General features: G+C 41.0%; 14 protein-coding genes. All 14 read right to left on the bottom strand.

Translation table 11 applies throughout. The features are described 5' to 3' along the window. Positions 1-59: 59 nt before the first annotated feature. Positions 60-296 (bottom strand): preprotein translocase subunit SecG, encoded by a 237-nt coding sequence (gene secG / locus HMPREF3112_RS08365; protein WP_002886135.1) that lies wholly within the window; start codon positions 294-296, stop codon positions 60-62. Between the two features lie 45 nt (positions 297-341). Beyond that, a complete protein-coding gene (gene rpmG, locus HMPREF3112_RS11090; protein ID WP_002890443.1) occupies positions 342-488 on the bottom strand; it encodes a 50S ribosomal protein L33 in 147 nt (48 codons plus the stop codon). Further along, positions 478-1,701 carry a multidrug efflux MFS transporter gene (locus HMPREF3112_RS08360; RefSeq protein WP_070439213.1) on the bottom strand — a complete coding sequence of 408 codons (1,224 nt, stop codon included), beginning with the start codon at positions 1,699-1,701 and terminating at the stop codon, positions 478-480. Before HMPREF3112_RS08360 ends, rpmG begins: the two co-directional genes overlap by 11 nt. 50 nt (positions 1,702-1,751) lie before the next feature. Beyond that, a complete protein-coding gene (gene coaE / locus HMPREF3112_RS08355; RefSeq protein ID WP_070439210.1) occupies positions 1,752-2,345 on the bottom strand; it encodes a dephospho-CoA kinase in 594 nt (197 codons plus the stop codon). Next, positions 2,342-3,163 (bottom strand): DNA-formamidopyrimidine glycosylase, encoded by an 822-nt coding sequence (gene mutM, locus HMPREF3112_RS08350; RefSeq protein WP_021144488.1) that lies wholly within the window; start codon positions 3,161-3,163, stop codon positions 2,342-2,344. Before mutM ends, coaE begins: the two co-directional genes overlap by 4 nt. Positions 3,164-3,207: 44 nt before the next feature. Then, the gene (gene era / locus HMPREF3112_RS08345; protein WP_002886016.1) at positions 3,208-4,107 is read right to left on the bottom strand and encodes a GTPase Era; all 900 of its coding nucleotides are present in this window, start codon (positions 4,105-4,107) and stop codon (positions 3,208-3,210) included. A gap of 22 nt (positions 4,108-4,129) precedes the next feature. Then, positions 4,130-4,534: a diacylglycerol kinase family protein gene (locus tag HMPREF3112_RS08340; RefSeq protein ID WP_002885950.1), complete on the bottom strand. Its 405-nt coding sequence runs from the start codon at positions 4,532-4,534 to the stop codon at positions 4,130-4,132. Then, complete coding sequence (gene ybeY / locus HMPREF3112_RS08335; RefSeq protein WP_002886021.1) at positions 4,515-5,012, bottom strand: rRNA maturation RNase YbeY; 498 nt, start codon at positions 5,010-5,012, stop codon at positions 4,515-4,517. The genes HMPREF3112_RS08340 and ybeY overlap by 20 nt, the downstream gene beginning before the upstream one ends. 217 nt (positions 5,013-5,229) lie before the next feature. Further along, positions 5,230-6,069 (bottom strand): BglG family transcription antiterminator LicT, encoded by an 840-nt coding sequence (gene licT / locus HMPREF3112_RS08330; protein ID WP_070439207.1) that lies wholly within the window; start codon positions 6,067-6,069, stop codon positions 5,230-5,232. Positions 6,070-6,172: 103 nt separating this feature from the next. Further along, positions 6,173-6,769 (bottom strand): recombination mediator RecR, encoded by a 597-nt coding sequence (gene recR / locus HMPREF3112_RS08325; RefSeq protein ID WP_002889030.1) that lies wholly within the window; start codon positions 6,767-6,769, stop codon positions 6,173-6,175. Positions 6,770-6,905: 136 nt separating this feature from the next. Next, on the bottom strand, positions 6,906-9,020 hold the full coding sequence (gene pbp2b / locus HMPREF3112_RS08320) for a penicillin-binding protein PBP2B (protein WP_070439204.1): 2,115 nt from the start codon (positions 9,018-9,020) through the stop codon (positions 6,906-6,908). A 122-nt stretch (positions 9,021-9,142) separates the two neighbouring features. Next, entirely contained in the window at positions 9,143-9,979 is an 837-nt protein-coding gene (locus tag HMPREF3112_RS08315) for an NAD(P)H-hydrate dehydratase (protein ID WP_048675094.1), read from the bottom strand. Between the two features lie 3 nt (positions 9,980-9,982). Next, on the bottom strand, positions 9,983-10,837 hold the full coding sequence (locus HMPREF3112_RS08310) for a bifunctional methylenetetrahydrofolate dehydrogenase/methenyltetrahydrofolate cyclohydrolase (RefSeq protein ID WP_037599235.1): 855 nt from the start codon (positions 10,835-10,837) through the stop codon (positions 9,983-9,985). Between the two features lie 154 nt (positions 10,838-10,991). Next, positions 10,992-11,768 (bottom strand): alpha/beta fold hydrolase, encoded by a 777-nt coding sequence (locus HMPREF3112_RS08305; protein ID WP_002886229.1) that lies wholly within the window; start codon positions 11,766-11,768, stop codon positions 10,992-10,994. Positions 11,769-11,875 lie beyond the last annotated feature (107 nt).

Genomic DNA, 11,875 nt, shown 5'->3' with positions numbered 1-11,875 from the left:
TTCCTTTTCTTTTATTTATTGACTATAACGCAAAAAATGAGCCAACCTCAGTCAGCTCATTACTTACTTGAGAGAATGGAAAGGACGATTGCATCTACAATCCATAGAAAAACCATGATTCCTGTAAAGCGTTGCATAAAGGCTTCAAAACCACGTGGTTTACTACGTTCAAATAGTGCTTCTGACCCACCACCATCAAAGACATTGCTACTTGGATTTTTTTGTGGCTGCATGAATACCGCAATCACAATAATAGCTGACATCACCAAGAGCAGCGTTAATAATAAGTCGTACATAGTTATTCCTCCGAAAAAGTCCTTTTTATTCTACCATAGAACCCTTTAAGATTCAACATGTAAGGTTACTTTTCTATCCTTAGGGCAGAATTTGGGTACCTGAATTTTCTCAGGATGATTCTGTTTATTTTTACTTGTGAGATAGTTGATGCTCCCACATTCACTACACTTTAAATTGATTTTAACTCTCACCTATATTCTTGACTCCTAGCGATTTTCTAAAGATGATTAAGGACCAGACGAAATTTCCAAAGACGATCATTGCAGTCACAAAGAAGACCCAGCGATAACCTAGTCCTGTCGCAACTGCTGACCCAACAAAGGGACCTAAAACCTGTCCAATATATGAAAAGCTTTGATTAAAGCTAAATATTCTTGAGATTCCTTCCTTGGGTGTCATCTTGGTCAATAAAGAATTGACACTAGGCATAAGGGCACCCACACCAAAGCCATAGGCAAAACGTAAGATACCCAGTTGCAAGGCTGAACCAGCAAAACCACAGAGGAAATACAAGAGAAAGCTATAAAATAGCCCCATTAAAAGCAAGCGATGATTCCCAATACGGTCTCCCAGTTTTCCCAGATAAGGGGTACTTAAGAGACTAGAGAAGCCCATAGCAGAAACAATTAACCCTGAGTAAAAAAGGATATTTTCCCTCTGACCTAGATAGCGAATGTAAAGGGCCAACATAGGAGCAATCGATTGGGCAGAAATCTGGATAATCATACTGGTCACAAAAAGTCCAATCAGCATAGATTTGCTGGGAATTTTTGCAAAAACTTGAGAAAGGGTCATCATCTCTCCCTTTTCGACAGGCTGGAAATTCTCTCTCAAACCAAAAATCGTCAAGAGGCAGCAGATAAATAGAATGAGTCCAACCAACAAAAAGGTCCCCCTCATACCAAACGCTTCAGACAAGGTACCACCTAACAAAGGGCCAATCAGAACACCTGCCGTTAGACCCGTAGACAAGGTCCCCAAGGCATAGCCAGAACGGTTCTGAGGAACCTGACTAGCAATTAATGCTGTGGCATTTGGGACATAGCCCGCAAACAAACCATTCAGCGTTCTCAAGAAAAGTAGCCAGAAAACATTTGGGACTAAGGCAAGACCTCCCATTGTAAAAGTCATCACCATACTTGCCCTGATCATCATGGGCTTTCGACCATAACGGTCAGCCAGGCGTCCCCAAACAGGAGAAACCAAGGCAGAGGCTAAGGCAGAGATGGCAACAGACAAGCCAGCATACCATTCGACCATATCTCCTTTAACACCAAGTTCCTCAATGTAGAGGGCCATGAAAGGCATAACAATGGAGAAACTAGCTCCAGTAAAAAAGGTTCCTATCCATGCAATTTTAAGGTTACGTTGCCAATCAGTACTTTTAAGCTCTTTTTGGCGCAAATAATCGTCTTCTTTCTAAAATTCACTATCCATTATATCACAATGGCTAGCTATGAGGAGCTCGTTAAATCATTTATTGCACTCTTAACCTTTTTCTTCAAATCATCGAGACTACCGTTATTATCAAGAACCAAGCTGGCATAGGGCATTTTCTCAGCTAAAGACATCTGGCTATCAATACGCAGCTTAGCTTCCTCAACACTTAAGTGATTACGTTTCATCAAGCGTTGGCACTGGATCTCCGGTAACACTGCCACCAACCAAATCTGATCAAACCAGTCCTGATACCCATTCTCAATAAGCAAGGGAATATCCATGAAAAAAACATCTTCTTTCTTAGCTAAATAATCCTTTTGCGCTGCTAGTTCCTCTCGAATAATCGTCCCTTGAATCTCAGCAGACCGCTGTCTCATCTCCTCATTGGAAAAGATCAGTTGCCCTAGTTTAGGACGGTTCAATTCCCCATTAGAAAGAAGAATTTCCTCTCCCAACCAATCGAGTAAGGCACGGTACAAACGGCCCCCTTGAGCCTGCATGTCGTGTACAAGCTGATCAGCGTCAATGACCTTGTAACCTGCCTCTTTAATCATTTCAACAACAGTAGATTTTCCTGAAGCAATACCACCTGTTAACCCAATAATCATCGTTTCTGACAATGAGGACACAAATGTGTTCCTCTCCCTCCTAACTTGATTTTCTCAATTGTGCTTGCGCAGCGTGGACAAGGCTGTCCCGTCTTTCCGTAAACCTGCAAATAGTTCTGCATGGTCCCATCCTCACCAAGGGCATTACGATAAGTCCTTATAGTTGAGCCACCTTTTTCAATTCCTAGCTGTAAAATAACAATCGTTTGATCATGGACTCGCTTCATGGCTGCCTTGCTGAGTTTCTTTGCTGGCGTCTCAGGATGAACCTTGGCTGCCCAAAGCACCTCATCAACATAGATATTGCCTAGACCAGCCACCAATTTCTGCTCCAAAAGGAGACTTTTAATGGGCTTTGCAGAGGTCATCAAGGCTCTCTCAAACGGGGCGTATTTAAAAGCCTTCTTAGTAGGCTCAGGACCAAGCTTTTTCTTTGTAAAATAAGCCTCCTCTTGATTTTTAGCCAATAAATCAAAGGTCCCAAACTTGCGGACGTCCTGATAAACAAGAGTCGAGCCATCATCTAAGATAAAGAAAAGATGGAAATGCTTATTAGCAGGGACCTGATCCGTAAACAAGAGGTATTTCCCTTCCATGCGCAAGTGGGAAATCATAATCAACTGTCCAAAATCAAAAATCAAGTACTTGCCTCTACGTCGCATGGCTTGAATAGTTTGGCCAGGTAAGTCATTCAAAAAACTATCGTAGGAGGTCTTAATCATTTTCGGGACCTTAACTTCAACAGACGAAATGGTCCGACTTACTACCAATCTTTCTAACCCTCGTCTAACAGTTTCTACCTCAGGTAACTCAGGCATTTGCTCCTCCTTCTAACAAGAAAGCCGAGCAAATGCCCAGCTTTTTAATATTCTTTTTCGTTGTATCCGAAATCGGCAAGATCTAATTTCTTATCACGCCAATTTTTCTTAACCTTAACCCAGGTTTCAAGGAAGACCTTGTCCCCTAGCATAACTTCAATATCTTTACGGGCAAGGGTACCAATTTTCTTGAGCATGGAACCTTGTTTACCAATGACAATGCCTTTTTGGCTGTCACGCTCAACCATGATCGTCGCACGAATATGAATCTTATCCGTGTCTTCATCACGCTTCATCTCATCAATGACAACAGCAACAGAGTGTGGAATTTCTTCACGTGTCAACTGAAGGACTTTTTCACGAATCATCTCCGATACCAAGAAACGCTCTGGGTGGTCGGTGATTTGGTCCGCTGGGAAATATTGGAACCCTTCCTCAAGGTTATCACTCAAGACATCCACAAGATGAGAAACATTGTTTCCTTGGAGGGCAGATATCGGAATAATCTCCTTGAAATCCATTTGTGTACGGAAATCCTCAATCTGCTCTAGGAGCTGATCTGGATGAACCTTGTCAATCTTATTGATTACCAAGATAACTGGAACCTTAGCTTGTTTAAGACGTTCGATAATCATATTATCACCCTTACCACGAGGCTCATCAGCTGGTACCATAAAGAGGACGGTATCCACTTCACGAAGGGTTGAATAAGCAGATTCCACCATGAAATCTCCAAGAGCCGTCTTAGGCTTGTGAATCCCTGGTGTATCGATAAAGACAATCTGTTCCTTATCAGTTGTGTAAATCCCCATAATTTTATTACGGGTTGTTTGAGCCTTATCACTCATGATAGCAATTTTTTGCCCCATAACATGGTTCAAAAACGTTGATTTTCCTACATTAGGACGGCCAATAATAGCCACAAATCCTGATTTAAATGTCATATAACTTCTTTCCTATTTCCTTTTAATTGAAAATTAAGTGCCAAATTTTAGGTATAAAAACAATCATACCTGTAATGAGTGCATAACAAGAAACCACTAAAACAGCCCCTGCAGCCATATCCTTGGCATTTTTGGCTAGCATCGAAAAGTGATATTTACTGGCCAAATCGACAACATTTTCAATGGCAGAATTAACAATCTCTAGGGCAATTACGAGAAAAACTGCCATCAAAAGAAAGAGCCATTCTGTCGCAGACACACGAAAAATCAAGCCAGCCAATACCACCAAGATAGCTGAAACCAAATGCTTGCGCATGTTGCGTTCTTCTTTAAAAGCTGTGATAATCCCTGTTAGAGCAAACTCAAAACTAGCTGTAAATTCTCTGTTTTTCCACTTTTTTTGTGGGTTATTGTCGCGTAAGTCCATAAGCAGTCAAAATTTCTTCCTGTAATCCAAACATTTCCGCTTCTTCTTCTGGGGTGTAATGGTCGTAGCCATTGATGTGAAGAAAACCGTGAACAGCCAAGAAGCCCATCTCACGCTCGAAACTATGACCATAATCCTCAGCTTGCTCGTGAGCCTTATCAACAGAAATAAAGAGTTCACCGATATAACTATCAAACTCTCCCATCATTTCAGCTAATTCAGGATTTTCAGCCAACTCTTCCTCATCAAAGCTAATGTCTAATTCAGGCTTATACTCCAAACTAATAACATCCGTTGGACGGTCCGTATCACGATATTCCAGGTTTAGCTCGTGGCTACGTTCATTGGTTACAAATGTAACCGCCATTTCCTTGTCTTCCTTGCCGAGTCTTTGTGCTGCAAAATCTAGCAACTCCAAGGTTTGTTCTTTTAATTTCTCAGAGACTTGTCCAGTCTCATCAATCATTTCAATATACATAAGATACTTTAGGAACGGCTATGATCACTTCAAGCATAGAACCGCTCGCTTCCTTTCACTAACTCATTAGCTTTTTTATACAAATACTCAAATACATAGAATACTAGTCCAGAGTATTTTTGGTCTAATATTAATCACCTCATTATACCATAAGGACACAGAAAAAGCAGACTTAAGGCTAATTGTCTGCTTTTTGTAGGACCTCTCTGGGAATCGCTTACTTATCTAAATTATCCTTAAGACGTTGAATATGAATGGTTAAAAAGACTTGTTCGTCTAAACTTAGCTCAAAGACATAACTTGTCTTGATATAGGTAGCAATCTTTTGGGTACAGATAAAGGACTCCCGATAATTTATCTTAACTTGTTCGTAAAGGAAAGCATCATTCTTGCCACCACTAACTCCGCTCACAATACGTTGTGCTAGGTATTGGAGATGGGTCATAAAACGGTTATACGAGAAACTATCCTCCTCCAAATCATAACCAAAATGAAGACGGACAATGTCACTAATCCCAACCACAATTTGAGTCATCTGTCGATCTTTTTCATGGAGACCCGCATCTTTTTGTGCATTGACAAAATGTAAGGCGACAGAGGCAGCCTCATCATCTGCCAACTGGACTTCTAAATCCTTGGCAATCAAACGAAGGGCTTGTTTCCCAATTTCATACTCCCGAGGATAAAATTTTCGAACCTCCCAAGCCAAGGGATTCTGCAAAGAAACACCTTCTCTACTTCTTTCAATAGCGTAATGTAGGTGGTCAGCAAGGGCGATGAAAAAAGAGGGATCAAACTTGGTTTGCAAGACAGCCTCAGCAAAAGTAAGGATATTCAAAAAGACTTGCATTTCACCATCAGGTAAATTGACATAAACACGAGACCATTCCTCTACTGCCTCTGTATTTTCCAAAACAAAAGTCTTTTCAATCTTTTCCTTATCAACAAGGTCTCCGACCTTCTTTTGAAAACCTAGTCCCTTACCCATGACAATGTATTCCACATTATTATCCAAAGCTTGGGCAACATTGTTGTTTAAAACCTTTTCAATCTGCATCATGATTCCTCGTTATAAAAGCGCTTACTTTATTTTACCAAATTTTTAATGAGAAACCTACTTACTACAAACAAAAAGCGCTGGCCTGACCAACACTTTTTACTTATAGTTCTGTTCGATTTTCAATCGCTCTTAGCAAGGTCACTTCATCAGCATACTCAATGTCAGAACCGACGGCCAAACCACGCGCTAAACGAGTCACCTTGATTCCTGCAGGTTTAAGGACACGTGAAATATACATAGATGTTGCCTCACCATCTGCTGTTGCATTAGTGGCAATGATAACCTCGTCAACCTCGCTGTCCATAAGGCGGGTAATCAAACTTTTCAGGTTAATATCATCTGGCCCAACACCATTCATAGGGGAAATAAGCCCTTGGAGCACATGGTAGAGACCACGGTATTCCTGAATCTTCTCCATAGCTGAAACATCTTTGGAGTCTTCAACAACCAAAATCTTAGTACGGTCTCTGGTTTCATCGGTACAAATGTTACATGGATCATCATCTGTCAAACGACCACAGACCGAACAATAAGTCAATTCACGTTTTGCTGCCAAGAGGTTTTTTGCGAAATCGTTGACATCTTCATCAGACATACTAATGGTATAAAAAGCTAGGCGTGTCGCTGTTTTAGCCCCAATTCCAGGGAGTTTTGAAAAACTATCAATCAGCTTCGCAATCGGAGTAGGATAAAGCATGAAGGCCTCCTGTTCTATATATTTTTTATTCATCGCTTATCTTTTCTTTCATGGATAAGTCTTTAGCCAAGAACAAATACTCAAACACTATATCACAGAAAAATCCCTCGTGCAAGGCACAAGAGATTTTAGATGTTTAGTGAGTATTTTGATAAAGCTCCATAATAGATTTTACCGCAACTTGAGGGCTTTTACTCTTCCAATCAAGACCATGTGGGTACATGATTCCAACAGCCAACTTCGTACCATCTTTAGCGGTCGCATAGGCCACGGTATTAAGATTATATGTTTTTACTGTGTTACCTGAACTATCTGTCGTATAGGTTTCGGCTGTCCCTGTTTTACCACTGATTGGAATGATAGAGCTTGCCATAGCTTTACCAGTTGCAAGGCTAGATCCTGAATTAACGACATCATTAAAGCCTTGTTGGACAATACCCAGCTGCTCAGAATCGAGAGGTACGTTATTTAATACACGTGTATCTACCGTTGAGGCTAGAGTTCCTAGACTACCATTAGATCCTGCATCGTAGATACCTCCAACGATATGAGGGGCTACACGTTTACCACCATTGGCAATTGAAGCAACATACTGAGCTAGCTGAATGGTTGTATAAGAATCGTACTGACCAAAGGCCTCTGTCAGAACGTTGGCTACATTGTAATTCTTAGAAATGTAACCTTCTGATTCTCCAGGTAAATCAAGTCCTGTGGACACTCCCATACCAAAATCAGCATAGGTGTCACGAAGCGTCGTCATGGCCTTATCCATATTATCAGTCGACAAGGCCATGCCTGGAACATACTGTTGGCCAAGTAGTTTGATAGCAATCTGTACCATATAGGTATTTGATGAGTATTCTAGAGCCTGTGTCGCGGTAATAGCACGGCTACCTTGGTCTGTAAACCAAGATGTGATAGGGGCTGAACCGGCAATGTTGATGGGTTGGTCAGTCAAGACTTGGTTCCCATAGATAGCACCTGAACGCCAACCAGCAGTTAAGGTCGCTCCCTTAACAACAGATCCTGGAATGAAGACATCAGTGATTGTTCCTAAAGCATTGGCCTTAAAATCTTGTGCTCCTTGCTCATGTTTTTGCCCCGCCATAGCAAGCACAGCACCCGTGTCAGCATTCATAACCACTGCATACATTCCTTCAGAATAGGTTGCTTTATTCTCTGAAATTTCTGAAGAAAGCTGTTGACCTAGGATGTCTTCAACTCCCTTTTGGAAATCAAGGTCGATGGTCAACTGCAGATTGTTCCCCTTGCTGCCCTTTTGAGTGATTTTATCACTAGCAACTTTGCCTTCCTTGTCTACTGTAATCTCACGAACAGTATGTTTTCCTTGTAATTTCTCCTCGTATTCTTTTTCTAGATAAGACGTTCCTACACGGTCATTAAGGGCATACCCTTTTTTGAGGTATTCCTTAGCATCTTCTTGTGGCAAACCTGCTTCTGAACTTGAGACTTTCCCGATGAGAGGTGACAAGGCTGAATCAACCGTATGACGTTCCCAATCCTTAGCAACCGTAATACCATTGAGTTCCTTCTGTTTAGCTGCTACAATCGCAATTTGTTCAGGTGTCAAGTCTCCTGTTTTCAATGTGACTGTTGAGAAATTAGAAACAGCATTCATCTGTGAGTAAATGTAGACAATCTTAAGTTCACCCTCAGAGTAATCCACTGCTTCATCAGGAACTGCATCAACAGCATTGTTGTAAATAGTAGCTTCAGCTAATTTATTACCAAATTTATCTGTTTTCTTGTCGTTTGGAAGATCATTAACAACACGCTTATAAGTGGCAGAATCCGCTAGATAGAAATCTCGTTTTTGACGTGCTGTTACCTTCGTTTCCGTCAGAGTCACCATGGTCGCCAACTTTTCAGCGACCTTCTTCATCGTATCTGATGACACCAAATTGCTACGTGTAAAGGTGATAACATCCTTACTTTGGTTGGTCGTGAGGGCAACCCCTTTAGCATCAAAAATTTGCCCACGTTCGCTTGCAATCCTAACTGTATACTTAGAATTATCCTCTAATTTCTTCGTATAAAACGATTTGTTATAAACCTGCATATAGGTCAGACGTGCAAAAAGCAACAAAAAAAGGACAAAGACTACACCAAAAAGCAAGTAAACACGACGGGAGATGTTTACTGGCTTTCTAGGTTTATTCGCTCGTTTTTCTTTCCGTTTTTGGCGCCGTTTTTCCCATTTTTGACTGAGTTTTTTCGAAAATGATGTCACTTTTTTTCCTCTATGTTCTCATAAAAATTCTCTTTTATTTTATCACAAATAAGCTTTAGCAAACTTAAAAAAATGTCGAAATCTAAAAAAACTTGCCTCAATATAAGACATGTTTTTTTAGATTATAATGACAACTTTTTCATCCAACTAGGAATAGCTTTACTGATATGAGTCGGTAAAACCACATAGGCATTTTTAGCCAGATCATCTGCGATAGCTGAGTGAAGCCAGACAGCAACTGTAACTACTTTATAGGAGTCAATTGAAGCGAATTGGGCCAGAAAACCAGTAATCATACCAGCCAGGGTATCTCCCATGCCTCCTGTGGCTTGATAGGGTCCACCAACTTCTAAATGAGCTACTTTTTCACCTTGATAGACAGCGGTCTTGTGACTCTTGGCAACTAGGATTGTCCCAGCTTGGAACTCTCTCAGGGCTTTCTGAGTGTTAGAAACTGCCTGCTCTGGAATCCTTAAACCAGACAAGCGTTCCCATTCTTTTTGATGCGGGGTGAGAGTAAGATGACAATCTGGTAAGTCCTTCTTAGTCTTCTTAGCCAAAAGATTGAGAGCTGAACCATCAACAACCAAGTTCTGATCTGTCCTAATATTTGCTAGCACCAAGTCCATAGCCTGGCTAGCTGCACCATCCTCACCAAGACCAGAACCGATTAATACCACATCAGCTGCCCTAAGATTATCAAGAAATCTTTCAGTCTCCCTAAGGTCAAAAGCCATGGCTTCAGGGAGATGGGAATGAAGGGCTGTGATATTGTCACGATCCGTAGCTACTGTGACCAGGCCTGCCCCACTATTGACACAAGCTACGGCAGCCATAATGATGGCACCACCATAAGGGTAAAGCCCACCAACTAAAAGCACTCGACCGTAAGAACCCTTATGGGACTCTCTCAAGCGAGGTTTTATCACTTGCCTAGCTAAATCGTCATCAACTTTCATAAACTATCCTTTCGCACTACGAAGAGCAGCTTGATAGGTCTGTTCCATAAGCATGGTAATGGTCATAGGGCCTACACCACCTGGAACAGGCGTGATCATGCCAACCTTATCTTTCACTTGATCAAAATCAACGTCACCACAAAGTTTGCCTTCTTCATCACGGTTGATTCCCACATCAATGACAACGGCACCCTCTTTGACATAGTCTTCTGTTACAAATTTTGCACGTCCAATAGCTACAATCAAGACATCTGCCTTGCTACAAACCTTAGCCAAATGCGGTGTTCGTGAGTGGGTCAAGGTAACTGTAGCATTTTTTTCCAAAAGAAGCTGAGCCATAGGTTTACCAACAATGTTACTACGTCCAATAATAACTGCTGTCTTACCTTCTAATTCAACATTGTACTCACGAAGGATTTCCATAATCCCAGCTGGTGTACAAGGCACCATTTGACGGCGACCATTCCAAAGATTACCAGTATTCATAGGATGGAAACCATCGACATCTTTTTTAGGATCAATAGCCAAAAGAATACGCATTTCATTAATATGATTTGGTAATGGCAATTGAACCAAAATACCATGGAAAAGTGGGTCCTGATTATATTGTTCAATAACCTCAATCAATTCTTCCTCGCTGATACTCTCAGAAAGGTTGACTGTCTGGCTATGGAAGCCAGCCTTTTTAGCAGCACGTTCCTTGTTGCGCACATAAACCTGACTAGCTGGGTTGTCACCAACCATGATTACCACGAGTCCAGGCACAATCCATTCATTTTCTTTAAGACGTGCTACCTTTTCTTGCAATTGATCCTGCATTTTAGCAGCTAGGGCCTTACCATCCATTATTATCGCCATGGGTGTTCTCCAATACATACTTTTTTTTCAATTATACCATAGTGAGAGCTCTTTGTGACTAAATTTTCTAAATTTTCAAAAAGACATTTCAAATGAAAAACTTAAAAAAGAAGCTGGAGTCACCTTCCAACTTTTTTCTGATTAAGCTTCGTGACTAGTCCACAAAACCATTTTGCTGACTCCAACCCTTAATAACCTTCAAGGTCTTCTGCTGGAATTTGCCACTTTCATACATATGATCTGCACCCGTTAAGGAGACAAGAACGGAATCACGGTAGTTCTTAGCCGTTCTTCTGGCAATATTAGGATGAGTCATCTTATCCTTAGTCCCAGAAATGACGAGAACAGGACATGAAATCCGACTAAAGTCTACGTAAGCTGCTTTTGTCTTATCAAACCAATGGAGGGCCATTTGAGTATAAACTTTTCCTGATTCAGGAACCAAATCAGCAAAAACTTCCTCTTTCAAAGATTCCTCTTGTTCATTCATGCAATACTTGAAAAACTCCTTTTTATACGGAGGCATGGCTTTTTTCCAAAATCCCCAACGTAAAAAGTGTTTGCCAAAACAAGCTAACATGGTTGGATAAAAGGCAAAAATATCTGCTGTTGGTGCTGGTCCCATGAGAATCATACCAGCTACTTCTGTTTTTTCGGCAACCATCTGAGCCACTAAACACCCTAAAGAGTGTCCCAAGATAAGTGGTGGTTGGTCAAGACTTTCAATCAAGGCCACTAAATCATCTCGATAGTCCTGCAGGGTAACAGTCCCAACCTTAGCTAGACACTCTTGATAAGGTAGGTCATGGTAACGAAAGCTAGGTGTATGAACCTTATATCCCATTTGACGTAGACCTGTCGCAAATTCTCCCCAAACATTGCCATCACACCAGGTCCCATGAATTAGGACAATCTCTTTGTTCAAAACCATTCCTTATACATCTCCCTTTTTTGTTAAAAATTTAGATTATTTATCTATCTTATAGTATCACACTTCCAACCTAGATACCTTTATACATTTCTTACAATCGTAAGAAA

Origin of the sequence: Streptococcus sp. HMSC10E12, assembly GCF_001807855.1 — a bacterium.
Taxonomy (GTDB): Bacteria; Bacillota; Bacilli; order Lactobacillales; family Streptococcaceae; genus Streptococcus; species Streptococcus salivarius.
Note: the sequence above shows the minus strand (reverse complement) of the source record. Positions and strands in the feature narration are given on the sequence as shown.

What these genes read in the sequence shown, in the direction of transcription:
- secG (WP_002886135.1), bottom strand. Translation starts at nt 296, where the DNA reads ATGTACGACTTATTATTAACGCTGCTCTTGGTGATGTCAGCTATTATT.
- coaE (WP_070439210.1), bottom strand. Translation starts at nt 2,345, where the DNA reads ATGATTATTGGGTTAACAGGTGGTATTGCTTCAGGAAAATCTACTGTT.
- mutM (WP_021144488.1), bottom strand. Translation starts at nt 3,163, where the DNA reads ATGCCTGAGTTACCTGAGGTAGAAACTGTTAGACGAGGGTTAGAAAGA.
- era (WP_002886016.1), bottom strand. Translation starts at nt 4,107, where the DNA reads ATGACATTTAAATCAGGATTTGTGGCTATTATTGGCCGTCCTAATGTA.
- HMPREF3112_RS08340 (WP_002885950.1), bottom strand. Translation starts at nt 4,534, where the DNA reads ATGGACTTACGCGACAATAACCCACAAAAAAAGTGGAAAAACAGAGAA.
- ybeY (WP_002886021.1), bottom strand. Translation starts at nt 5,012, where the DNA reads ATGTATATTGAAATGATTGATGAGACTGGACAAGTCTCTGAGAAATTA.
- licT (WP_070439207.1), bottom strand. Translation starts at nt 6,069, where the DNA reads ATGCAGATTGAAAAGGTTTTAAACAACAATGTTGCCCAAGCTTTGGAT.
- recR (WP_002889030.1), bottom strand. Translation starts at nt 6,769, where the DNA reads ATGCTTTATCCTACTCCGATTGCGAAGCTGATTGATAGTTTTTCAAAA.
- HMPREF3112_RS08315 (WP_048675094.1), bottom strand. Translation starts at nt 9,979, where the DNA reads ATGAAAGTTGATGACGATTTAGCTAGGCAAGTGATAAAACCTCGCTTG.
- HMPREF3112_RS08310 (WP_037599235.1), bottom strand. Translation starts at nt 10,837, where the DNA reads ATGGCGATAATAATGGATGGTAAGGCCCTAGCTGCTAAAATGCAGGAT.
- HMPREF3112_RS08305 (WP_002886229.1), bottom strand. Translation starts at nt 11,768, where the DNA reads ATGGTTTTGAACAAAGAGATTGTCCTAATTCATGGGACCTGGTGTGAT.